We start from the raw sequence: 24817 nt of genomic DNA, 5'->3' as shown, positions 1-24817 counted from the left end.
ACCAGCCTGAGTTGCGAAAGGGGTTCGAAAAATGCTTCAATTGCCCAACCGGCAGAGATTACGCCTGGTTTGCCAGCAAATTGGTCATTCGAACGTTCCCAGATCGAGGCCAAGGGTCACCAACGTGCCCGTTTCCCCGAGAAAGTAAGTGTATTCGCAGGCCTCGCCGGATCACCACCAGTGGCTCAATTTGGGGGGATCTTGACCGCTATTCGTCCGGGAATCAAGACCGCTATCGCCAGAGTCCGCTGAAGAAATGGTAGCGAGGGTTTTTAATCTTCCGAGTCACCTCGGCAGGCGGAGCATAAGGTGCTCCCGAATCGAATTCAGCCGGCAGCGATCGGTCTGCGTCGCCAGACTTGGAAGATTCGAGTTCCTTTGCGATTTCCATCAGTGCGGCCAAGCGATCTTCGGTCGGCGGATGCGTTCGCAGCATCGCGGGTTGTTGCCGCCGCATGCCCGGACGCAAAATTTTCTCAAAGACGCCGCGCTCGATCACGTGCTCAAGCTTCTTCAAGGCCGACGCCAGTCCCATCGCGTCGCCAGTCAGTTCCGCTGCGCCACGGTCAGCATTGAATTCGCGTGTGCGAGAAAGTGCCAGTTGCAGCATGATCGCAATCGATGGCGAGAAAAAGAGAATCGCTCCGGTGGTCCAAAACGGAACCGCTGTTTTGCCGAACATGCTGCCCATCGAGAAAAACAGCATCAGCAATCCGACGCGCGACAAAGCCGAAATCGTTCTGGAAATGATGTCGGCCACGCCCAGAACCGACGTGTCGCGGCACTGCACGTGCGTTAGCTCGTGAGCCAGAATTCCCTCCAGCTCTCTCGGATTCATCATCCGGATGATTCCATCGGTCAGTGCCACCGATGAGTTGTTGCCAACGCCAACGGCAAATGCGTTGGGCATCTTGGACGGTATGTAAAACAGTTTCGGTTTTGGCGAAAGCTGAGCTCGTCGGCAAAGCTCGTCGTAAATCTCAAACAGCTGTGGTGCCTGATGCGGATGAATCGGCTGAGCTTTGTACATTCGCAAAATCAGCGCGGCGGACGCTCTTGATCCGAACGCCAGTCCGAATATGGTCAGCAACACGGCGCCGATCAGTCCCATTTTTCCGCCCAGCACCAAGCCAACGAATCCAGCCAGGACTGCCATCGCGAAGATCAACAGGATCGTATGAAAAGTGTTTGAGGAGTCCGAGCTGCGAACCATGACGGCGGGGGAAATCGTATCAGAATCAAAATCAATTTGCTGGTCAGGCAACCGTGCGGCTGTCTCGACCGTTGGTTCAACGCGGAATCGTCTCAGGCCTATTTGCCAGACACAATCACTTCGAACGGACGGTGGTCGCTGGTTTTCTCGTCGTCCGGAAAGTCGCCTTCGCGAACGATGACTTTGCAACTGGTGGTCCAGTCTTTGGCTGGCCCGGCAACGAAGCCAAAATCGAGCATACTGCCAGGATAGTCGTCTTTCCCGTCAGGTTGCCGCGGGTCGTCATACCAGTTGGTGTCGATCAACTCGATCGGCTCGATCCACTTCCAAATGCTATCTTTCATGAACAGTCGAAATGCTTCGTTGCCCTTTCGCGTGGCGAACTCGTAATCGAAGTTGTAGTCGCCGAGTGCCACGACCGGCATCGTTTGATCGCGGGCCCATTCGACAAGCTTCGTGGCTTGCATTTGTCGCATTTCTGCCTTGCCTCGGGCGAGATGGTTCACCATCACAAGAATTTCTTTGCCGCTCAGCAAATCCTTGAAGTGACCCACCAGCGGACTGCGGTAACGGCTTTTGTAATTGATATCGTGAAGTTCGAATTGGCGAACAAAGCTGAGCGTCTGTTTGTTGTAGATCAACATCAAGCGATCACTGCGGCCGGTTTCCGACATCAGGTAGTTGTAGTCGTCACCGAAAGCTGAGCAAAAATCTGTCGCGGCCGTGGGGAGGACTTCCGTCAGCGCGATCACATCGTAACGCCCGAGCTCACCCAGTTCTTTGACGATCGTGTCCGGATCCGAGCCTTCCGATTCGACGTTCCACGAAAGGAATTTCAGACTGAACTGCACGTCGCCTGTCGACATGGGAACGTCTTTCGACGCAACCGAAGAAGCAGCCGGGTTCTTTTCCGTGACTGAAGGCGGCGTAACGTTGACATGCTTCGCACCCGGTTCTTCGATCGGCGGAACGGGTGCGGAGTCGCTTGTGTCAGGAGCCGAAGGAGCCACCTGCGCCGTCGGCGTTTCCGGCGCATCGGCTTTGTCAGGTTCATCGCAGCCTGCGAAAAACAGAGCGGCGAGAGCAAGCATCAGGATCGATTGTTTGAGCATGGGTTGGTCGGCAAAAGTTAGGTCGGTTGGCGAGGCACAGCAAGTGTTGGGCCGCGTTTGTATTTGACTTTAAGTCGCGCGTCGTGCCAATGGCTGCCTGATGGGTCCGCACAGCCGAAAGCCGAAACCTTGGCTACGACGTTTCAGCCAGTCGCCACTTTTTCGAATACCGGTCTGCAAATTGTGTTCAATCGAACCATCCGGCTTCCGCTTCAGGTTAAGATTCTGATTCAGGCACTGGCTGCGTAAGTTCTTCGCCCGTGCACGACAATCTTTCCCAAAATTCTGCTTCGATATGTTCATTGACGACGATTTCCTGCTGCAAAACGAATCTTCAAAACGGCTGTACCACGACCACGCGGCAGACCAGCCGATTATCGATTACCACAACCACTTGTCACCGGCAGATATTGCGACCAATCGGCGCTTCGACAACCTGTTCGATATGTGGATCGATCACGATCATTACAAATGGCGCGCAATGCGAGCCAACGGAATTCCGGAATCGCACTGCACGGGCGACGCATCGCCGAAAGAGAAATTTCTGGCGTTCGCGAAAACAGTGCCGCACACATTGCGAAATCCGATCTTTCACTGGACGCATTTGGAACTGAAGCGGTTTTTCGGAATCGATGAATTGCTGAACGAGGACAATGCCGAATCGGTTTGGGATCGCTGCAACGAGCAGATCGCTGGCCGTGATGAGCTTCGTACGCGTGGCATTCTTGAAAAGTTCAAAGTGACTGCTCTTTGTACCACCGATGATCCTACGGACGCTCTGGAGCACCACGAAGCGATCGCCCGGGACTCAAAATTTGAAGTCGGTGTGTTTCCTGCGTTTCGTCCCGACTGGTCGCTGTTCGTGCACTTGCCCGCAGAATTTCAGGACTGGGTCAAGAAACTTGCTGCATCAAGTGGCCAGCCGGTTGGCAGTTTTCAGGAGTTCCTAGATGCGATTCGCAACCGTCACGACTTCTTTCATTCGATGGGAGCACGTCTGTCGGATCACGGTTGCCAGTACATACCGTCATCGTTTTGCGACGCGTCGGAAGCGGAGTCCATTTTCGATGCGGCCATGAGCGGTCAGGCCGCCGACAAATCACAACACGATGCTTTCTCGACGTTCATGCTGCTCTATCTGGCAGAACTCGATTACGAAAAGGAGTGGACCAATCAGTTTCACGTCGGAGTTTTCCGCAACAACAACACGCGACTGTTCGAACAAGTTGGGCGGGATCTGGGCTGTGACTCGATCGGCGATTTGCCGCAAGCTGGAACGATGGGCAGATTTTTTGACGCCCTTGACCGAAAGGATCGTTTGCCACGGACGATCGTCTACAACCTCAACCCGGGCGACAACTATCTGGTCAGCACCATGATCGGAAACTTCCAGGACGGGCGGATCGCCGGCAAGATGCAATTTGGTTCCGGCTGGTGGTATCTCGATCAAATGGAAGGCATGCTCTGGCAATTGAACACGCTTTCAAACACGGGACTGCTGTCTCGATTCGTCGGCATGCTGACCGATTCTCGCAGTTTCATGTCGTTCACCCGGCACGAATACTTCCGCCGAATCCTGTGCAACCTGCTCGGATCGGAGATCGAAAGTGGATTGCTGCCGAGTGATTTTGGAATGATCGGCGGGTTGGTTGAGCGAATTTGCTACGGGAATGCCAAGGAGTTCCTTCGTCTACCGGTTAGCTGATTTGAAATCCTTTGTTCACTCTCAGCACGGTACATTCGGGTGCGTATCCCCGATTTTATGAAAGCAACCGAGCCAGCTGTCTTGACTCTGCCGTTTGCCAAACGTAGTGTAATAGAGTCGTTTATCAATTTGAGGCGCCCTTTGCTCGGTCCAAGATTTACAGCATTCCTTCTCGCCGCGGTGGTCATCATTTGTCCGCTGCGCTGTGCTGTTAGTGGATGCGAATATGCTGCCGAAACCGTGATGCAAAGCTCGGCATGTAGTTGCTGTTCACATCTGGATGCGGTTCAGCAGTTGGCCGATCAGGTTCCTGAGTCCTCTACCGGTTGCGAGTGCCCACACTGTCTGTGTTGCGGCGCGCTGATATTGCCAGAAAGTCAAAACGACTTCTTTGTTCACGGTTTCCTTCTTGTTCTGACCGATTTTGATCGCCCGACGGTTGTCGCCAAGAGCCAGTCCGCGAACCACTCGCTACGTTTTTCAACCAGCTACTCCGTTGATGCTTCGGGTGCCGCTGCGCGCGCGTCGCTTTCCAGTTGGACGCTGTAGCAATTCGGATCTGAATCAGTTTCGCCGTAGAAATACGGCTCAAATCTGATTTCGCGCGTCCGGTTTCTTTTTCGTTACGTCCAATGATGGCCAGCATAATGGCCACTGGAGCGACTCGCTCAAATGCTACTGCCCTGGGAATATGGCGTTCGCAACCTTGCCCGGCGACCGCTGCGCACAGCCTTGACGCTTGTCGCACTGTCGACAGTCATCCTGTTGGTGTTCGTGGTCGTTGGATTCATCCGCGGTCTCGAACGCAGCCTCACCATAAGCGGAGACCCCGACGTGGTGTTGGTCTACTCGATTAGCTCCGAAGAAAACATCGAGAACTCAGCCATCGCCGCACAGATTCCGAACCTGCTGACCGCCAGCGTAGGCGGCACATTGAAGCGTTTTGGAACCGACCACGTTTCGCCAGAGTTGTATTTGGGCACCCGGGTCAGTGAAGGCGGCGCCCGTGGCAGCGGTGATAGCGAAAACAAAAACCAGAACGTTGACGAAGGCGGTTTGGGACTCGTCCGCGGCGTCACGATCTCCGCGCCATTGGTGCGGGGTGAGGTGAAGCTAACCGACGGTCATTGGCCCGGCAAAGGAGAAGTCATCGTCGGCAAACTGGCTTCTGCGAAAATGGGCTTGGGTAATGCAGCGTTAGCAAACGGCAGCATGTTGAATTTTGAAGGCCAATCCTGGAAAGTCGTTGGGCATTTTGCAGCAGGTGGTGCTTCTTTCGAATCCGAACTTTGGTGCAACCTCACCGAATTGCAATCCGCCACGAAACGCCAGGATCTGACGCTGGTCGCACTGAAGCTTGAGCCCGGTGCGTCCCACGCCGAAGTCCAATTGTTCTGTAAAGAGCGAACGGATCTGGAACTGCGAGCGATCGGCGAAACTGAATACTACCAATCACTGCAACAACATTACAAACCGGTTCGAGTTTTGGCCTGGTTGGTTGTCCTGCTCGTTTCCGGTGCGGGAGTTTTCGCCGGGCTGAACATGATGTACGGCGCGATCGCCGGACGCATTCGCGAGATCGCCACCTTACAAGCCATCGGATATCGACGCCGAGCGATCTTGCTGAGCATCCTCCAGGAAGGCGTTCTGCTTGCCGCCGCAGCATCACTCATCGCCGGCGTCATCGCTTTGTTGATGCTCAACGGCCTTGCGATTCGATTCACGATGGGTGCCTTCGTTTTGAACATTGATGGCATCGCCGTGCTCCTCGGATGCGGCGTTGGATTGATGTTGGGTGTGCTGGGGGCGTTGCCACCGGCACTGAAAGCATTGCGTTCCGCGATCGCGACCAGTCTCAAAGCCGTTTGATTGAACTTATTTAAAACACGTTTCTACACGAACTCTTTTTACGGAGAAAACCATGAAAGCTATTTTTTACACGATCCTTTTGGCCGCCGTTTTCCTTGTCGGATGCGAGGCTTCTTCCACGCCGGTTGAGCAGTCAAGCGTCGTTGGCACAACGGGAGGTCAGTACCTTGTCGACGCCGAACCTGCCAACGCGACGCCCGTCGGTGATGCGCGCAAAGACTCCAGTGACGGCGACAAAATCACGCTGGTCGGTCACATCGGCGGATCAACGGATCCTTTCGTCGAAGGTGTCGCTGCATTCACGATCGTTGATCCGAAAGTCCCCTACTGTGCTCCTGAGGAAGGTTGCAAAACGCCTTGGGACTACTGCTGCACGCAGAATGATGTCAAAGAAAATATTGCGACGGTAAAAATCGTCGACGAAGCAGGCAAGCCTGTAACCGAAGACGCTCGCAAACTTCTGGGCGTCAAAGAATTGTCGTTGGTCGTCGTCGAAGGCACGGCCAAGCGTGACGATCAAGGCAACCTTTCGCTACTGGCCAACAAAGTCTACCTGAAAAAGTAGTCTGCCGTTTTGGTGGCAAACCTGGAGCAACTCATGAGCGACTCGGAACTGGATCTTTCTCAACTGGCATTGCAGCGGCAACCCGCGACTCCGCGCAGTGACGGTGACAGAGACAATCCAACGAATCGAAAATGGCTGACACGATACGTGATTCCTGGCGGCTTGATCGCCGGGTTCGCGTTGTTGGTTTTCGGCGCGGCTGGGAATTCGCTGTGGCCGAAACCGACCGTCGAAGTCGTTCCGGTGATCGTCAAACGTGCAACGGTTCAGCAATCTGGTCAGCCGCTTTTTCAGGCGGCTGGCTGGATTGAACCGCGTCCGACGGCGATCAGTGTTCCTGCGCTCGCTCCCGGAGTTGTTGAAGAGCTAATGGTCGTCGAAGGCCAATCGGTTAGCAAAGGCGAACCCATTGCTCGGCTGATCACGATCGATGCCGAAATCAGGGTGCAACAGGCGAAAGCCGAGCTTGCCAACGCCGAAGGAGACTTGCGAAAGGCGATGTCAGAATTTCGTGCAGCAAAGATTCGCGTCGAGAAACCTGTGCATCTGCAAGTTCAGGTGGCGGATGCCAAAAGTCGATTGGCGGCAGCGGAGACGACGATGGCAAACTTGCCGTTTCAGATCGAATCGGCTCGTGCCCAAACCGAATACGCGGCTCAGAGCGTCAATGGAAAGCGGGCGGCCGGCAATGCGATCGCCGGAGTCTTGCTGCAGAAAGCCGAATCTGAACTCGTGGCCACGGATGCAAACTTGCGAGAGTTGCTGCAGCGGCAGCCAAGTCTGCAAAAAGAGATTGCCGCGCTCAAGCAAAAAGTTTCAGCTCTCGATTCACAGCTGGAGCTGCTGGTCGAAGAGAATCGACAGCTTGGAGAAGCGGAAGCCAAGGTGCTTTCGGCGGAAGCGAAGCGTGAGTCGGCGCGGCTGAAACTGCAGAAAGCAAAACTTGAGTTCGATCGAAACACGATTCGATCGCCGATCGACGGACGAATTCTACGACTGATCGCTCCGCCCGGCACGCGTGTCTCAGGCCAACATTCGGTAGCAGGTGAAGGCTCCGGCGCAGTTGTCGAAATGTACGATCCGAAACGACTGCAGGTTCGCGCCGACGTTCGTCTGGAAGATGTGCCACGGGTTCAGCCGGGACAGCCAGTTGAGATCGAAACGGCGTCGTCGAACCAGACAATCAAAGGCCGAGTCCTGCAATCGAACAGCACGGCCAACATTCAAAAAAATACGCTGGAAGTCAAAGTCGAATTGCTCGATCCGCCGACCACGGTCAGCCCGGAAATGCTTGTGAGAACAACATTTCTGGCTCCGGAAATCGTTGGCTTGACAGATGTGGCACAGGAAACAGCACGATTGTTCGTGCCGAAACAACTGGTTCGCGAAGGCGAGAACGGCAACGTGGTTTGGGTCGTAGACGCTAACAACCGGGCTCGCGAAAGAACAATTTCGGTCCGCGAGGCCAATGGCGATCTCGTACTGGTCGAGTCCGGGCTGCAACCGACTGACAAACTTGTTTCATCAAACACCAACGACCTTTCGGACGGCACGCTCGTTGTTGTCTCTGGCGAAGATCGTTCCATTGGGAGATAGAAAATGGCATTGGTTGAACTTAGAAACGTCAGCAAGAGTTTCACAAAAGGGGACGACACAATCCAACCTCTCGATGGTGTCAATCTCGACATCGAGGAAGGCGATTTTGTGTCGCTGATGGGGCCGAGCGGAACCGGGAAGAGCACGTTGTTGAACGTGATCAGTGGAATCGACCAACCCGACGAAGGGACGATTACCGTGGACGGCGTCGAGATCACGAAGCTTTCGCGTAGTAAGCTGGCGGATTGGCGAGCGATCAACCTCGGATACATTTTTCAAACGCACAACCTGATTCCGGTGCTGACAACGTATGAGAATGTCGAACTGCCGACCTTGTTGTTGAAGCTGACCGCTGCCGAACGTCGCCAACGCGTGCAACTGGCGCTGCAGGCCGTGGGCTTGAGCGATCGAGCCAGGCATTATCCGCGACAGCTTTCCGGTGGTCAGGAACAACGCGTCGGAATTGCTCGTGCGATCGTGGCTCATCCGAAAGTCGTCGTGGCGGACGAACCGACGGGAAGTTTGGACACGAAAACCAGTGAGCAGATTCAATCGTTGTTGCAGCGGCTCAATCGCGAGCTGAACATCACAATGCTGTTGGTGACGCACGATTCCGATGTGGCAAAAATCGCAAGCCGCCAGTTGCGTTTGGACGAGGGGAAGTTTCACGAACAGTTGCCAGGCGGGGTGGCATAGGCTTCCAGCCTGTGATCGCGCTGGTTGCTTCCGTCTTTGAAATGAGACGACAGGCTGGAAGCCTATCCCACCTTTGCAAAACACGAATTTCAGGAATCCAAATGTTACGCTACGTTTTAAAAACACTCTATCGACACCGGGCACGCACGCTGCTGACCGTTTCCGGTGCGGCGGTGGCAATGTTCGTGTTCTGCTTTGTCGGTTCGGTGCAACAGGGACTCGATCGGTTGACCTCCGGTGCGGACGCCAACCGAAGTCTGATCGTATTTCAGGAAAATCGTTTTTGTCCCACCAGCAGTCGATTGCCACAGGACTACGCATCGCAAATTCGCAAAATCGAAGGCGTCGCTGACGTCGTGCCGGTTCAAGTTTGGACCAACAACTGCCGTGCGAGTTTGGATATCGTTGTGTTCAATGGCGCCGACCCGCAAAAAATCAAAGACAATCGTCCCGTGGAGCTGATTGATGGAAGCTGGGAAGAGTTTCAGTCTCGTCGTGACGCCGCGATCGTTGGGCGCAACTTTGCGCAGCGACGCGGCATCAAACGAGGCGACCAGTTTTCCATCGGAGACATCTCGGTCAACGTCGCTGGTGTGTTTCAGTCCAGCGTTCCGTCGGAAGAGAATTTGATTTACACCAGTCTCGATTTCCTGCAGTACACGCGAGGGCTCGACGCCGCCGGCGTGGTGACTCAGCATGAAGTCGTGCTCACCAGCAGCGCCGATCCGGACCAGGTGGCTCGGGCGATTGACCTGGACCTTCGTGCCGGACCGGTCGCCACGACGACGCGCCGAAAAGGCGCCTTTCAGGCCAGCACTCTGTCGGACCTGACCGATTTGATTGGCTTCGCTCACTGGCTGGGCTATGCCTGCGTTGGGCTCGTGTTGTCTCTGGTCGCCACGACGACAATCATGTCGGTGCAGGATCGAATCAAAGAGTACGCGGTGCTGCAAACGATCGGCGTTCGGCCACTGCGAGCCATGCGATTGGTGTTGGCCGAAAGTACGATCCTGTGCCTGGTGGGTGGATTGGGCGGAACGCTGTTGGCGTTGCTGGCGCTACAGTTGGGCGGATTTGCCATCGGAGCCGAAGGAGCCACGATCGCATTTCGGCCCTCGTTTGAGTTGTTAGCTGCCGGTGTGGTCGTTTCGCTGGTCGTTGGTTTGGTCTCCGGAATAGCCCCCGCAATTCAGGCGGCTACCGTGCCGATTGTGAAAGCCCTGAACCAGCCGTAGCGATGCGTTGCGGCCGATCGCGGCAAAAAGCGATCGGCGATGAGTGCCTTGCGTGCAGTCTGGTGTCTGTGCGTCCATGGCGTTCAAAACAACTTGCGTTTTCCCGACCAATATTGGGAAAGGAGCACGTGTTTAAAAACATTCCAGGGTCTGGCACGAGCGTTGCGTAATTGGATCGTAATGAATCAACCCTACTCAAAGGAAATCAAATGTTACGTGCAACCATCACTCTTTTCATTCTTGCGATCATTGCAGCTGTTCTTGGATTTGGCGGCATGGCAGGCGGACTCGCCAGCATCGCCCAAATCTGTTTCTTCATCTTCATCGTGTTGTTTTTGATCAGCGCCGTCAGTTCTGCCCTTCAAGGTCGGAACCCTGTCTAAACAATCTTTGATCAACACAATCCGACAAGGAGAATCTGATGAGTTTTGACTCAATCAATCCGTACAACGGCGAAAAAATGACCAGCTACAAGGAGCTCAATGCAGACGAAACGGTTGCGGCCGTCGAGTCTGCACATGAAGTGTTCCAAAGCTGGCGAACGACAACTTTCGACGACCGTAAACAGATCTTGAAAGCCTTCGCCGAAGAGCTTCGCAGTCGCAAAGACGAATTTGCAAAACTCATCACGCTCGAGATGGGCAAGCGGATTGAAGAGAGTCGCAGCGAGATCGACTTTTGTGCCGACATCGTGGATTTCTACGCGGATGGAGCAGAAGAGTTTCTTGCTGATCACGAGATGGAAACCGACACGGGGGATGCGTATATCCAATACCAGCCGCTGGGCGTATTGCTTGGCGTCATGCCCTGGAATTTCCCGTTCTATCAGGTCGTCAGGTTCGCCAGTCCAAACTTGATGGCGGGCAATGTCGTTATGGTGAAACACGCCAGCAACGTGCCGCAGTGTGCCAAAGCCATTGAGGATTTGTTCAAGAAAGTTGGGCTTCCCGACAATGCCTACACCAACCTTTTCATTCCGACCGAGTTCGTAAACTCGATCATTGACCATGATGCCGTTCAGGGCGTTTCCTTGACCGGTAGCGACGCGGCGGGAAGTGCTGTTGCTGAGCGAGCGGGCAAGCAGATCAAAAAATCTGTGTTGGAGCTTGGTGGTAATGACGCGTTTATCGTCTTGGACGACGCTGATTTGGAGTCAACGATCGAATCGGCGGTCAAAGGCCGGATGCAGAATACTGGGCAATCGTGTGTGGCCAGTAAACGATTTATCGTCCTCGAATCGGTGGCTGATGAATTCATGAACGGCTTCAAGAAAGCAATGTCTGAACTGAAGATGGGCGATCCGATGGATCCGGAAACCGATATGGGGCCGCTTTCGACGGAATCGGCAGCAGCTGACCTGTTGGAGAAAGTTCAGAGCACCATTAACGCCGGCGCCAAAGTCGTTCTCGGCGGTGACAGGCCCGACTCGAAAGGTGCATTCTTCAATCCGACGATTCTTACTGAGATCACCTCGGACATGCCGACGTATGATCAGGAACTTTTCGGCCCGGTTGCGAGTGTGTACGTCGTGAAAGATGAGCAGGCGGCAATCGAGCTGGCGAACGACTCCAGCTATGGACTTGGCGGTTCGGTTTACACGCAAGACATTGATCGCGGCCGGCGCGTCGCAGAACAGGTGCAGACTGGAATGATGTTCATCAACCAGCCGACCAATAGTCAGGAAGAGCTTCCTTTTGGCGGCATCAAAAAGTCAGGATACGGTCGAGAGTTGTCGAAGCTCGGCATCCTGGAGTTCGTGAACAAAAAATTGGTCCACGCCCCAGCGATGGCGTAACCGGTTCGAGTACGACAAATAAAAAAGCGGCAGTGTGGTCAATCACACTGCCGCTTTTGTTTTGATAACCAGACTCTGGTCGCCAACTACTTCATTCGCTTGAGTTCCATCGACTTCACGAACTCGTCGCGCCAGTCGTACTCAAGTTCCTGAGCATAGTACTGAGCCGCACCCATCACGTCGGTGGGGACTCGTTTGAAACGGAAGAACTGTTGCTCAAGGTATTCTTGGCCGAGTTCCGAAACCGAAGCCGCAGGCGTTGTCCGCTGGATCGCGTAGACCTTGCTGCGTGCTTGATTCGCTGCGACCCCCGTCCCGTTTTCCTCAAGTGAAAAAGCAGTCGACATGAATTCCTCGCCAGGATTGTCGATGCCGAACGGCATGCCGTAAGTTGCCGTTGCGTTACGACCGGGGCGAAACCAGGTGAACTCGCCGGTTGGAGCGGCTGTGTCAGGATAGAGCTCAGTCAGCTTCTTACCCTCAGATTTTGCCTTCGCGGCGATCTGCTCGGCAGCTTTCCGGGCCAGCTCAACTGCTTGTTGATGTTTCCAGTACTTGATGATCTCCGGTTTGGCTTCATCGAACTCGGGGATTCGAACGTCTTCTTTTTCGGCCAACCAGTAAACGTAAGAGTTACGTGTCAAATTATCATCGAGAACTTGAGGAATCAGAACTTCGACTCGATCAAAGTCGAGGAAAATCTTATTGGCTGACAACTGAATTCCCGTTCGGACAGGGCCTTGAGGTGTGATCGTTTCGACGTCGATGAACACGCGTCCGATGTCCGTTTCAGCCAACTCGCTATTGAGCATCATCCCCGATTCACGGAAAACGAGCCCGTTGTCCTTGGCGATTGCATCGAAGTCCGGCATTTCGGGCTTTGATGATTCTGTTTTTTCTGATTCGCGAGATGTTTCCCAACGCAGCACCTGATTTTGGTACGTCTGCATCGAAATCATCGCACGTTTGATTGCTTCGTTCTTTTTCGAAAACGCGGTAGCGATCGCCAGTCGACGACGAATATCGTCAGCCACATCTGCCAAAGGCTTAATCTGAGTTTTCTTTGTCGCCTCTCCAGTCGATGGCCCCGCCGTTTCATCAGAAAGCTGCATGTCGCCAATCCCTCCGACATCGCTTCCGCCTTCCTGGGTCGTTCCAGGAGTTGTCGTTTCCGCAGCGGTCGTTTCTGTCGCTGATGATTCTTCGGACGCTGGTTCTTCTTCCTGGACAAACGAAGCAAACTGGCTTTTGGTGCCGCGAACCAAAACAGATTGGTCTGAACCGGAACCAGCGCCTTCTTCCGCCGGAGTCACTTTCAAGCCGTCAGCAGGTTTGGTTTCGGCAGGCACATCTTTCAGCAGCTTTTCAGGATCGGGAACAGCGGGCTCCGTCGTCTCCGCCTCGGGCATGCTCAAAACGGGAACGTCCGCTTTGACGTCCACGTTTGCATCGGCGTCCGATGGCTCGGTTTTTGCTTCTGATGATTCTTCCTTCGCAGGTTCGTCATCGCTGAGATCAAGATCGAACCCTTCCGGCTCAGCTTGAGGAACGATCTCCACAACCATCGGATCTTCTGCAGCGACGAGTTTTTCGTATTCGGCGGCAACTTGAGCATCCGTCAGTTTTGCCATTTCGTTGTCGAGGAAAGTGCCCATTTCGCCAACGAAATATTGAACGTTTACTTTGCGTGGAACTTTGAAACCGGGAGTCTGCATCCCGACGTCGGCGTACTCGTATTTGCCTTCTTCGTACAATGCCCGAAGTTCCGCATCACCAGGTTGTTCAGTGACTTTCGAAACGTACTCTTCGACAGAAACAGGAACGACTTCGCATTCGATGCGATTGTTCGCTCGAGCGTATAGCTCAACCGCTTCGGTGGGAATCGGGTTAAGTGGAATGCCGACAGATGCATACTGCTGCATCTGCATCGTCTTGAGTTCCAAACCGAGGTGCTTGCGGATAACCGTCATCGGGATGCGTTGGTTGACCAGTTTGTTAATCTGTTTCCAGTCGCGTGGAGCGAACTCGGCTTGTCCAGCCATCAACGAAAGGTAATCGTCGATCATGCCATCGCTCACCACGACGCCCTCGTCCTCAGCACGATCAGCCAGCAACTTGCGAACCAACATTTGCTCGTCGATGACGTCCTGATTGTCTGCTCGGGACAGCGGCTGAACCATGGCGGCCAGCGGCGAATATTGCACGTCTTTCGCTTCGCATTGTTTGGCAGCCTGTTCGACCAATGCACCGAGGAAACGGCGTGTCGCATAGTGGTTTCGTTGAAGCTCGTCGAGCTTTGAACGAGTAATGTCACCGTCACGATATTTGATGATGACCGGATCGTCGGCCAAACCGCCGGTGCTTTGGAAGCCCTGGGTCATTTGGTCAAATACCGGACCAAGGCCAAAAATCGCCATCAGCACAACGCCAAAAATGATCAACATCCAAGTTGCGTGCCGTCTAAACCAGCGAAGAGGACTCATCGAAAAACCTGTTGGTCTAAAAAAGTTGCGTTAGAGCGCGGAGCGGTCCCGAAAGTCGGGCAGATCCGGCCGATACCAATGCGGCAATCTATAGCTCTAAGCCAGCATTTTCAATGGCAATATGGTCATCCAGGATCGGATTCGAGCCTTAAATCGCGGCCTAAGTGCCCGTCCCCAAAGCCGGTTCGTCGAGATCCCCAACGACGCGAAGTGGCTCTTTCAGTTCCGCACGCTCTGCATCGGTAAGTTCACGTCCGAAGTATTTGCCAAGCGGACTGGCCAGCACGGCTGGCAATACGATCAAGTCACCGATCAAAGCGGCAGCGAGAAGGAACAGCATCAACGAACCAAAACGTTGTGTCGGAGTAAACGTGCTCATCGCGAACGCGGCCAGACCAAGTCCACCGATTAGCGTCGTTTGCGTCATCGCCGTGGCGACTTTTTCGTACGCGTACTTGATCGCAGACTTCCGTGTCTCGCCTCTGCCGAGTGCATCACGGTACCACGTCAGGTAGTGAATCGTATCATCGACCGCGATGCCCATCGCAACGCTGGCCGTCATCATCGATCCAATGTCGACCTTGATCCCGTACAGTCCCATGATGCCGAACACGACAACGACCGGGAAAATGTTTGGAATCATCGCAGTCATCCCACCGCGGAAGTTCAGCAAATTGTCCTTGCGAAAACCGGATCTCCAATCGCGAAGCAACAGCATCATCACGACCGAAATCATGACAAATGCCAAACCGATACTCTGGATCAGGCTCCACAAAAGAGACCGTTGGGCTTTGTAGACGATCGGGACGATGCCCGTATACATTGCCGCGACTTCGACCGGTTCGCCCGAGTCGCGCATCTCTTTGGCGGTTTTCATGCCGCGAAGTGGAGCCTTGGTAACCGGATCGATCAGGTAAACGTGATCCCGGCAGTCAATGAAGTTCTTGGCGTGCTTCTTCAGGAACTCAGCGTCGAACATCTCGTCGTCTTTGATCAACACAACACAGTCATACAGCCCGATATAATCCGGGTCAGACTTCAATGCCTTGCGAAGCTTGCGAACGCCTTCCTTTTGTTTCTCGCTAAGTTTTGGATTGTCCAGGCTCAAACGAGACGGATCGTTCCAGGTGTAATACTTTCGCGGATTTCGTTTCTTGGTCAGGATCCCACGATTTTCAAACAGGTCCTGAAGCGTGTCACCGAAAATGTAGGTCTGATCGATCAGGTTCGAAATCGATTTGCCGCGAGCCAGTTCTGCTTTGATGTCCGTGTTGTAGCGATCCGGATCGGGCCCGAGCACCAGCACCTTCGTGTCCGTCACGACGCCTCCATCGTTCGCATCGTAAATTGCCGCAAGTATGTCCTTGCGGAATCGATACGCCGACATCACGGGCTCGATCACAGCTTTCAGGTCGCCGATGAATTCACCATAGTCAACATCATTCAAAGCCGCCAAGCGAATGCTAATCCTCCAGAACTCACGCCCGATGACCGACGGATCCACGGCCTGTTTCTTGAAGCGTGCCGCACCGACTTTGGAGTGACCTGCGACCGCGTAATAGTCCTGAGCCGCCATGTCGTCACGGCTCTCATAGAGCCGTTTGCTGATCACACTACGTATTACAACTTCCCGTTCCTGGGTGTCGTCGGTGGACGGGGTGAAAACGTCTGTCGACATACCCGAGCCAATATCACCGGTGCCTTCGGGTCCAAAAAACGTCTCCAGATAATGCCGCACACGGCCGGACAATTCGATTCGCTCCAGCATCGACAAACGCATTGCGTAGGTCTGGGCGTCCGGATCAGCTGCCGGCTCGATCGCTTCGAGTCGTTCTCGTTCTTCATCCGTTTCAGCCGCAGCGATGGCACGCTGATGAGCCTCCAGGGCTTCCGCCTTTATCTGCTCTTCATAAAGCTCTAGCTGTGCCGAAGCATCAACATTGACCACGATCTCTGCCGGTACAAGCTCGCCAAGGTTCTCTTCCATCCAGCGATAGTCCTGCAGGATTTTCGCATTCGGATCAAAAAGCTTCAGCAAGTGCACCTGCGTTTGGACTTTGGAAATGCCGTAGCAACCGACCACCATCACGATCAAGCCCGCCGCCAAAACAGGACGCCAGTTTTTGATCACAAGGTCGCCAACCTGATCCCAGAATCGGCCAACCTTCGCCATCACCGACTGCTCGGGCTCTTTGTCGTCCTCGTCAACTTTTTCGTATCCAGGTCGGAACAGCGTCAGCGCCGCCGGCAGATAGGTGAACAGCAACACCACCGTCGCCATTGTCGCGATCGCTGAATAAAGTCCGAATTTGTAGATCGGGCTGAGCGTACTGGCGGTCAGCGAGTATAAACCCAGAGCCGTCGTGAACGCGGCCAGCGTGCAGGGGCCAATGCAATGGCGGACGGCAATTTCCGCAGCCAGCTTGGGCCCGTTTTCGCGGCACGCGTCGCGATAATAGTTCACCAGGTGCACCGCGCCGGAGAGTCCCAACACGTAAACCAGGGAAGGCATGGACATCAAAATTGCATCCATCGAATCGCCGGCCAGCCACACGATCGCGAGGCTGCCCATCGCCGCGACGCCGCCGACAAAGAAGATCATCGAGGTGACTCGAACGTTGCGAAAGCACAGCCACGCAATCAGAATTCCGATGATGGCCGAGTACTTGATCAGTTTGACCAGCGTCGAAGTTCCCTCTTCATCGATCGCGACGTTGTCAGCAGGCGGACCGCCAATGTGGATGTTGTCTTCGCTAATTCCGCACTTGCTAATCGCGAGTTCCAAAATTCGCCCGCGACGAGGTTTACCAGGGACCGGACGACCGACAGCACGATCGAGTTCTGTGATGATCGGATCGTTCAACGTCACCACCAAGCAAGTTTGGCGCGGCGGAGCGTCAAGCTCCAGCTGATACCACAGGCGATACCAGAGCTCCAAACGTTCCTTTTGGTTGGCTTCGGCCAGCTTCGACCGGCTGCCGTCGTATTCCTGTTCCACAATCTCGCTAACGAACGCATCAAATCGCTCGCGGTGAATCGGATTCGACTGCAAGACTTTCCAGCGTTCCTGATCAACGTGCTTCAGCAGCGAAGTCCACGACCAGGTAAACGTCTTTGGCGGCGTCGTACCGAAGAGCGCTCCGGTCAGCCTTTGGTGGGCTTCAATTTCGGCTTCGAAGGCTGACTTTTCGTCTCCTTCATTCGTGCTGATTCGCAGCGTTCCGTTCTCTCCGCCGATCTGCTCAAAAACTTCCAGCCCGGAAACCACCGACTTGAACGGGCGACAGCACAGTTTTCGCGGATCTTCGTAGAACGGGTTCTCTTTGCCTTCGTTAAGGTTTGGAGGCGGACCAAACTGATCGATAAAGATCCCGTCAGCTTCGTTTCGCCCGTTGGAAGATCGCTCCATCCAGCGCTGCACGCCTTCCACGACATTGTTTTGGCCTTTCCATCGGAACAGCTGGCCCTGACGATCGACGAAGTACCACTGTTTGTCTTTTCCCTGCAGCCACTTTTCCTGACGCTGCCCCCAGTCCTCGTGGTAGGTGCCGTTACGCTTCATCAAGCCAAGTTCGTCACCCGTTTTGTGAGCGCGGAGTTCCTCGTCGCGTCCCGATTCGATCAGGATCTTTTCGTACTCCAGCGATTCTTCGCGAAGTTTCTGGCGCAGCAAATTGAATTGAGGGTTGCCTTCGTGACACCACGGTCCGCTGACGACCACGAATTGGTCACCGTAGAAGTACTGACGAAACTCTTTCAGATCGATCGTTTCGGCGTAGTCGTCGGGCAGCCAGTCAGCCACGTTGTTGGTGATGTTCTCCATCCCCAATTTGGCACTTCGAGCCAATAGCGGCACAACGAAGGCCACAACAACGAGAATCGCGACGGCAACGTTACCACCGAGAGGAAATTTTCGCGAGAAGAATGGTTTAACCATGACACCGTCGATTCTTGCCTAAGGCTGCGGCAATTTTTGCCGCGTCAAGCGTTTAGCCTACCTGAGTTATCGGGATTGAGTCCACTTCAAAGTTCCCGAAATGCGGCTCGAACGGATGCCCTGGCTAACCAGGTCGATAAGCTGTGATGATATTTGGCGTTGCCCCAGATAGGCGGCAGGTTCCGCGATTCGGTGCGCCAGATTCTGCAGGCGCGTAAAAAAAACGCCGCTGAAATAATTTCAACGGCGTTTAAGTGGAGACGACCGGGATCGAACCGACAACCTCCTGCGTGCAAGGCAGGCGCTCTCCCAGTTGAGCTACGTCCCCGAGTTTTAGGCATCTTCGGGAGATGCATGTACCGCTGGCCTGTCTGGCCGTTGGCAGTGGTCGTGGCAAGATTCGAACTTGCGACCTCGTCGTTATCAGCGACGCGCTCTAACCAACTGAGCTACACGACCATCGTGTTTCATCCGAGAAGCAAGACGCTGCTCCTCCAGCAAGGTTCGCTATTCTATGGAAACCTCAAAGCCTGTCAAACCGTGGAATGACCAAATTTTTGAAGCATTTTTTATTCCACATGAACCGCCTGGGGCGGCCTACGCGTTCCGAAAGCTATCACTCCATCATCGAGGTTACGTCCTCAAATCTGAAATCTGGTTTCGAATTTTGGTCAATTTTTGCGATTGGGATTTGTTGGGCCACAATATGTATCTTCGCTAATCCTCATAGCCTTCCCAGAACAGACGGTCGTTTGGTCGAGGAGTGTCAAATCGCCGGAATTGGAGGTGGTAACGGAAACCGGATTTGCGATATAAAAGCGCTGAACAAGAACCATAGGCCTGCAGGCCATTTCAAAGTAACAGGTTTAACCATGATGCCGTTTGACCAATCTTTCCAAATCACAATCAAGAAACTCGCTACGACTGCTTTTCTTGCTGTCGCGATGTTGTCGCTGAACTCGCCCGATGCGGCAGCTCAAAAGAAAAAGCAGTTCTCAGAATCCGAGATCTCGACTGCGTTGACTTATAAAGCAAAACAGGACGTTGACTACGATTTCAAAGTCAGCGGGCGACCGACCGAAGAAATGGTCAAAAAAGCTCAGATGCAGAGCAGTAGCGAACTGTTCAAGAAAACTGGCTATGTGATTGCCGATGCAACCAATCGCGTCGTCCGGGTTCTGCTCGACACAAATTCGGATCGCAAGCTCGACTACTTTTCCTACTACAAGGACGGAATCGAAGTCTATCGCGAAGTCGACACGGACTACGACTCCGAGCCCAACGAATATCGTTGGCTTGGTTCGGCTGGAACCCGCTGGGGAATCGATCGCAATCAGGATGGCGAAATCGATCAGTGGAAAGTTATCTCTGCCGAAGAAGTGGCCTATGAAGTGTTTATGGCAATCAAGAACCGTGACGATGCACGATACCAGCGGCTGTTGTTGAGCAAAGAAGAACTTGCTTCGCTGGGTCTGTCTGGCGATCTCGCCAAAGACGCGGCGGCACGCTTGGATAACGCTCGCAAAGGTTTCGCCAACATGGTCCGCGGTCAAAAAGCGATCGACGGTTCGGCAAAGTGGATTAACTCTGGCAACGGCAAGCCAAGTCTCGCAGCGGCAGGTCGCGGTTTGAGCAAAGACTTGATCTGCCACGATCACGCGTCGAGCGTCTTTGAGTCCGGTGCTGGCGGTACCGACACGCTGGCTTTGGGCACGTTGGTCAAAGTTGGCGACGTGTGGCGTTTGATGGAGCTTCCTCAGGTTGTCCCACGTGGAAAAGCCATCGAAAACGGTGGTCTGCTGTTCCCGGTGGCTCAGATTATTCCTCAGTTTGACCCGGTCAATCCGACCGAACGCGTCGACGAAGAACTGGCGGGGCTCTATGAAGAGCTGACCAAAATGGAAACGGCGATCGCCAAAGAAGCTGAACCTGGCGTCGAGATGGCCAAGCTGCAAAAAGACCGTGCCATGATGCAGTGGAAGATCTACCAGAAGATTCCGGAAAAGGAAAAATCAAACTGGCTGGAAAACATTGGCGACACGGTTTCCAACGCTTACCAAATGGAAGCTTACCCGGAAGGACTTCGTTTCCTCGAATCGGTCATCAAGACGCTTCGTGAAGCCAAAAAGCCGCAAAGCCTCGATTACATTCGCTGGCGAATGATTCATGCCGAATACTACAAGAAGCTTGAGAGATCCGATCGGCGTGAGAAGGAAGATGTCGCTGAAGAGTATTACAAAAAGCTGGAAGCCTTCGGTTCGGAATTTCCTAAAAGCAAGTTTGCTCCGGAAGCCCTGTTCATGATCGGTCAGAATTTCGAAGTCAGTCGCAACGCGGATCCTGAGAAGGCCTCTCGTTGGTATCAGGCTTGTGAGCAACGCTACGAAGGTACCGATTTTGGGAAACGTGCTGCCGGTGCGGTCCGCCGAATTGACGGACGCGGCAAAGCGGTTCCTTTCAGTGGCAAAACTGTCGACGGCAAAGTGTTCGACATCTCAAACCGTACGCTTCGCGATCGGATCGTCGTTGTTTACTTCTGGGAAATGTGGTGTGCTGACCAGAAAGTAAACGCCAAAGGCGATACGGCTTTCGAAGTCTTCCAGGACATCAAAAGCAAGTACAAGGACGAGGTTGTGATCGTCAGTGCCAACATCGAGGCCAACGCAGATGCCTACAAAGAATTCGACGGAGAATTGAAAGGCATTTTCGAAATGCACGCACCCGGAGGCATGGAAAGCAGTCCGCTGGCGGCCCAGCTTGGGATCGTCAGTGAGCCGACCATGATTGTCTGGGACAAAGAAGGCAAATTGATCGACAGTGAGTCGGGAGTTGGCGATCTGGATCGCATCATTCAAAAGCAGGAATGATGGCTCTCGCTGGGACGCGATGACTTTGGGCCAATAGCCTGCTCAACGTGAGTGGGCTATTTCACGAAGATTTGCTTTTTCGCCGAGACAGTGATCAACAAAAAAACCGCGAGCTGGAAATTCCAGTTCGCGGTTTTTTTATAGCGTTACCAGTGGTCAGGGGCGGGCTCGAACCGCCGACACCGGCCTTTTCAGGGCCGTGCTCTACCAACTGAGCTACCTGACCATCGCCAGAATGAACATGTGTTCTTTCTGCGAAGGGAGAATGTTAATCCATCGACTGCTTGATTGTCAATCGATGTTTAAGGTTCGCGAAATCCATTTCCCAAACCGGATAATCCGACCTCTGGGCAAAACCAATGGCTCGCCTTTTGCCACATATTCGAGGAACGATGGTCTCCGCCGGTGGTCGCATATTCTTGTGGTGCCGGGGGCAGAATTTCGCTCATTTTAGTCAGTGTTTCTAATTGCTGTTTCTGCCACGCTGCCGGTCCACCGCCAAGGCCGCTGGTTCATCAGACGATGCGAAAAATAGTTGTCATGCCCGATCGGCGAAAACCGGAACCCGGATCGTATTTTTGGAGTCAGCTGGGGCCTTTGTGGCACGTTCCGGGCGTCCCGAATTCCCTTGGGTGGTTTCGTTATTTTGGGGGCTTTTGCCGACGTCGAGTGAACGCCTGAGCCACTTGTCGAAAGTGCCGATTCTGATATCGTCTGAGGCTTGAAAAGCGGAGCGGTTAGCGAACGATTTAACCCCGCCAACAGAAACCACCACCAACCAATCCAGGAGACTGACGTGGCGATTAAAGTAGCAATCAACGGCTTTGGCCGTATCGGGCGTTTGACGTTTCGTAACTTGATGAAGCGCACCGACGAGTTCGAAGTTGTTGCGGTCAATGACCTTACCAACAACAAGATGCTCGCCACGTTGTTGAAGTACGACAGTGTTCACGGTCGTTACCCTGGCGGCGATGTTTCTTTCGACGACGAAAACTTGATCGTCGGCGGCAAGAAAATTCGCATCTATGAAGAGCGTGATCCTTCCAAACTGCCTTGGGGCGAGCACGAAGTCGACGTTGTCGTAGAAAGCACCGGTATTTTCCGCGGTCGTGCCAAAGACGGCAAAGCTGGATACGATTCGCACATTGCTGCGGGTGCCAAGAAAGTTGTCATCAGTGCTCCAGCCAAGGACGAGCCAGATTTGACTTGTGTGATCGGCGTCAACGATGACTTGTTGACTGACGACATGAAGTGCATTTCGAACGCCAGTTGCACCACAAACTGCCTGGCTCCTGTTGCCAAGGTCCTGCACGATTCTTTCGGAATCAAAACAGGATTGATGACAACGGTTCACGCTTACACAAACGACCAGAGCATCCTCGACGCACCGCACTCAGATCCATACCGTGCACGTGCAGCGGCTCAGAACATCATCCCGACAACCACCGGTGCTGCCGAAGCTGTTGGAAAAGTTATCCCGGCTCTTAACGGCAAACTTACCGGTATGGCGATGCGAGTTCCTGTTCCTACAGGAAGCGTTGTCGACCTGACTGCCAGCCTTGAGAAGAACGTTACGGCTGAAGAAGTCAACGCGGCAATTAAAGCTGCAGCTGAAGGGCCGATGAAGGGCATTCTGTTCTACGCAGAAGATCCACTCGTGTCTTCTGACATCATCAACGACGATCACAGCTCAGTATTCGCTGCTGACTTCACCAAAGTGCTTGACGGCATGGTGAAAGTTGTCAGCTGGTACGATAACGAGTCTGGCTACAGTGCTCGAACAGCTGACTTGATCGCCAAAATTGGCTAGGTTGAATTCGGTGGCTCAGTAGCTGAGAGCCACGGTCTGTTTTCAGTAGCTCAGCTTGTTTTTCAGTAGCTCAGTCTGTCCCAGACTGAGATGAGGCTTTGCGAGTCTGAGACAAACTCGCCTACTCAACCGAGTCTGAGACAGACTCGCCTACTCAACCGAGTCCGAGACAGGCTCGCCTGCTCAGCCGAGTTCGAGACAGAGCGAACATTTCATGCTCCGTTTGGTCATCCCAAACGGAGCTTTTTTTATTGTCCAACCCCCTTACACTTGTCGCGAACCTGTTTTTGACGGAAACTCTCTTCGTTAAAAATTAGCATCCCGCGAAAGAAACGCACGACGATGACAGACGGTGAAAACACCGGTGGCGGCCAGAATCCTCAGGAAGCTCGCCGCACCAAAATGCAGCAAATCGAAACCCTCGGACACGATCCTTGGGGCCATCGTTTCGATGACCGCCAGATGGCTGGCGACATCCGACAGCGCGCCAGCGAAATCAAATTTAAACTCGAAGACGGTACAGAGCTCGATTTGCCTGCCGAACACGTCGAAGCCGGCACGCTTGCGGATTGGATGAAGGAACAAGGCAAAGGTGCTCAGTCCGGGCCGACCGTTCGGGCTGCTGGCCGGATCATGCTGCACCGCAAATCTGGCAAAACCCAGTTCATTGACCTGGAAGACTGGACCGGCCGCATTCAGCTGTTTGTGAACATCAAAAAAGTCGGAGAAGAGAACTGGGAGCTGGTTAAGTGCCTCGATCTGGGCGATTTGATCGGAGTTGATGGCGAACTGCGCCGAACCAAGACGGGCGAACTCTCAATCTTTGCCACCAAGATTACGTTTCTGACCAAGACGCTCGATCCGCCTCCGGCCAAACATCAAGGGTTGGTCGATCCTGAAATTCGACAGCGGCAGCGCTATGTCGACCTCGCGTGGAACGAAGGAGTACGCGACCGGTTTTTGGATCGCTCAAAAATCGTGGCCTCGATCCGTAAAACGCTTTCCGATCAACACTTTGTTGAAATCGAAGGCCCAACGTTGCACACAATCGCCGGTGGTGCGGCGGCACGTCCCTTCAAAACTCATCACAACGCGCTCGACATGCCGTTGGTGATGCGAATCGCGTTGGAACTGCACCTGAAACGTCTGATGGTCGGCGGAATGGAACGTGTGTTCGAACTTGGACGCGTGTATCGCAACGAAGGGATCAGTCCGAAGCACAATCCCGAGTTCACGATGTTGGAGGTCTACCAGGCTTTCGGCGATTACAACTCGATGATGGATTTGACCGAAGCCGTGATCGCGAATGCCATCGAGGCCATTGGTTGTGGCAATGTCTTGCCGTGGGGCGACAAAGAAATTGACTTTTCGACACCATTTGCTCGCGAAACTTACGACTCGTTGTTCGAACAGCACACCAGTGTCGATCCGACCGACGCGGACGCGATCAAGACTTATGCTGAATCGATTGGTCTGAATACCGACGGCAAGCACTCGGACGTGATCAAGAGCGAAGTATTTGAAGCCAAGGTCGAAGATGCGTTGATTGGTCCCGTTTTCGTCACCGATTATCCGGCCAGCATCTGTCCGCTTACCAAACGAAAGCGAGACAATCCTGTTGTCGCAGAACGGTTCGAATTGTTCATCCACGGGATGGAGTTGGCCAACGCCTACACGGAGCTCAACGATCCCGATTTGCAGCAGCAGCTGTTTGAAACGCAGCTTGAAGGCATGGCGGAAGAGGATTCGATGGCTCGGATGGACACGGATTTCGTGAAAGCACTCCGCAACGGAATGCCTCCCGCGGGCGGTTTGGGGATCGGCATCGATCGCCTCGTGATGTTGCTGACCAATAGTTCTTCGATCCGCGACATCATCCTGTTCCCGCTGTTGCGCGAGCAGCAAGAGAGCTAGCGTGTTCTGGCCGAGTTGGC

The 24817-nt window shown here is 53.8% G+C and carries 16 protein-coding genes and 3 tRNA genes; 11 read left to right on the top strand and 8 right to left on the bottom strand.

Going from position 1 to position 24817, the window contains the following annotated elements:
* Nucleotides 1–232: 232 nt before the first annotated feature.
* A complete protein-coding gene (locus tag MFFC18_RS13980) occupies nt 233–1213 on the bottom strand; it encodes a zinc metalloprotease HtpX (RefSeq protein ID WP_075086113.1) in 981 nt (326 codons plus the stop codon).
* A gap of 98 nt (nt 1214–1311) precedes the next feature.
* Nucleotides 1312–2325 (bottom strand): endonuclease/exonuclease/phosphatase family protein, encoded by a 1014-nt coding sequence (locus MFFC18_RS13975; RefSeq protein WP_075085982.1) that lies wholly within the window; start codon nt 2323–2325, stop codon nt 1312–1314.
* Between the two features lie 295 nt (nt 2326–2620).
* Here MFFC18_RS13975 and uxaC point away from each other — a divergent pair, with 295 nt between their 5' ends.
* Nucleotides 2621–4030, top strand: a complete 1410-nt coding sequence (gene uxaC, locus MFFC18_RS13970) for a glucuronate isomerase (RefSeq protein ID WP_075085984.1) — start codon at nt 2621–2623, stop codon at nt 4028–4030.
* 270 nt (nt 4031–4300) lie between these two features.
* Here uxaC and MFFC18_RS25665 read toward each other — a convergent pair whose 3' ends face one another.
* Nucleotides 4301–4429 (bottom strand): hypothetical protein, encoded by a 129-nt coding sequence (locus tag MFFC18_RS25665; RefSeq protein WP_261344763.1) that lies wholly within the window; start codon nt 4427–4429, stop codon nt 4301–4303.
* A gap of 273 nt (nt 4430–4702) precedes the next feature.
* On the opposite strand from MFFC18_RS25665, the gene MFFC18_RS13965 reads away from it, so the two are divergent.
* From MFFC18_RS13965 to MFFC18_RS13935, 7 genes are all read left to right on the top strand, one after another.
* Nucleotides 4703–5899: an ABC transporter permease gene (locus MFFC18_RS13965; RefSeq protein ID WP_075085986.1), complete on the top strand. Its 1197-nt coding sequence runs from the start codon at nt 4703–4705 to the stop codon at nt 5897–5899.
* Nucleotides 5900–5951: 52 nt separating this feature from the next.
* Nucleotides 5952–6464 carry a hypothetical protein gene (locus MFFC18_RS13960; protein ID WP_075085987.1) on the top strand — a complete coding sequence of 171 codons (513 nt, stop codon included), beginning with the start codon at nt 5952–5954 and terminating at the stop codon, nt 6462–6464.
* A 33-nt stretch (nt 6465–6497) separates the two neighbouring features.
* Complete coding sequence (locus MFFC18_RS13955; RefSeq protein ID WP_075085988.1) at nt 6498–8060, top strand: efflux RND transporter periplasmic adaptor subunit; 1563 nt, start codon at nt 6498–6500, stop codon at nt 8058–8060.
* 3 nt (nt 8061–8063) lie between these two features.
* A complete protein-coding gene (locus MFFC18_RS13950; protein ID WP_075085989.1) occupies nt 8064–8756 on the top strand; it encodes an ABC transporter ATP-binding protein in 693 nt (230 codons plus the stop codon).
* A 101-nt stretch (nt 8757–8857) separates the two neighbouring features.
* Nucleotides 8858–9991 (top strand): ABC transporter permease, encoded by a 1134-nt coding sequence (locus MFFC18_RS13945; protein ID WP_075085990.1) that lies wholly within the window; start codon nt 8858–8860, stop codon nt 9989–9991.
* Between the two features lie 209 nt (nt 9992–10200).
* Complete coding sequence (locus tag MFFC18_RS13940) at nt 10201–10374, top strand: DUF1328 domain-containing protein (RefSeq protein ID WP_075085991.1); 174 nt, start codon at nt 10201–10203, stop codon at nt 10372–10374.
* A gap of 38 nt (nt 10375–10412) precedes the next feature.
* Nucleotides 10413–11786 (top strand): NAD-dependent succinate-semialdehyde dehydrogenase, encoded by a 1374-nt coding sequence (locus tag MFFC18_RS13935; RefSeq protein WP_075085992.1) that lies wholly within the window; start codon nt 10413–10415, stop codon nt 11784–11786.
* Nucleotides 11787–11872: 86 nt separating this feature from the next.
* On the opposite strand, the gene MFFC18_RS13930 is transcribed toward MFFC18_RS13935, so the two are convergent.
* The 4 genes from MFFC18_RS13930 to MFFC18_RS13915 all read right to left on the bottom strand — a co-directional run bounded on the left by MFFC18_RS13930 (nt 11873) and on the right by MFFC18_RS13915 (nt 18665).
* Nucleotides 11873–14230 carry a hypothetical protein gene (locus tag MFFC18_RS13930; protein ID WP_075085993.1) on the bottom strand — a complete coding sequence of 786 codons (2358 nt, stop codon included), beginning with the start codon at nt 14228–14230 and terminating at the stop codon, nt 11873–11875.
* Nucleotides 14231–14429: 199 nt separating this feature from the next.
* On the bottom strand, nt 14430–18206 hold the full coding sequence (locus MFFC18_RS13925; protein ID WP_075085994.1) for an MMPL family transporter: 3777 nt from the start codon (nt 18204–18206) through the stop codon (nt 14430–14432).
* 255 nt (nt 18207–18461) lie between these two features.
* Nucleotides 18462–18534, bottom strand: a tRNA-Ala gene (locus MFFC18_RS13920).
* A gap of 57 nt (nt 18535–18591) precedes the next feature.
* Nucleotides 18592–18665 (bottom strand) — tRNA-Ile (locus tag MFFC18_RS13915).
* A 413-nt stretch (nt 18666–19078) separates the two neighbouring features.
* Here MFFC18_RS13915 and MFFC18_RS13910 point away from each other — a divergent pair.
* Nucleotides 19079–21073: a hypothetical protein gene (locus MFFC18_RS13910; RefSeq protein ID WP_075085996.1), complete on the top strand. Its 1995-nt coding sequence runs from the start codon at nt 19079–19081 to the stop codon at nt 21071–21073.
* Between the two features lie 153 nt (nt 21074–21226).
* Here MFFC18_RS13910 and MFFC18_RS13905 read toward each other — a convergent pair.
* A tRNA-Phe gene (locus tag MFFC18_RS13905) sits at nt 21227–21299 on the bottom strand.
* 570 nt (nt 21300–21869) lie between these two features.
* Here MFFC18_RS13905 and gap point away from each other — a divergent pair.
* Together gap and lysS are read left to right on the top strand one after the other, a co-directional pair.
* Entirely contained in the window at nt 21870–22883 is a 1014-nt protein-coding gene (gap, locus tag MFFC18_RS13900; RefSeq protein ID WP_075086114.1) for a type I glyceraldehyde-3-phosphate dehydrogenase, read from the top strand.
* A gap of 342 nt (nt 22884–23225) precedes the next feature.
* Nucleotides 23226–24797: a lysine--tRNA ligase gene (gene lysS / locus MFFC18_RS13895; RefSeq protein ID WP_075085997.1), complete on the top strand. Its 1572-nt coding sequence runs from the start codon at nt 23226–23228 to the stop codon at nt 24795–24797.
* Nucleotides 24798–24817 lie beyond the last annotated feature (20 nt).

Source organism: Mariniblastus fucicola, assembly GCF_008087665.1.
Taxonomy (GTDB): domain Bacteria; phylum Planctomycetota; class Planctomycetia; order Pirellulales; family Pirellulaceae; genus Mariniblastus; species Mariniblastus fucicola.
This window is presented reverse-complemented; position numbering and strand designations above follow the sequence as displayed.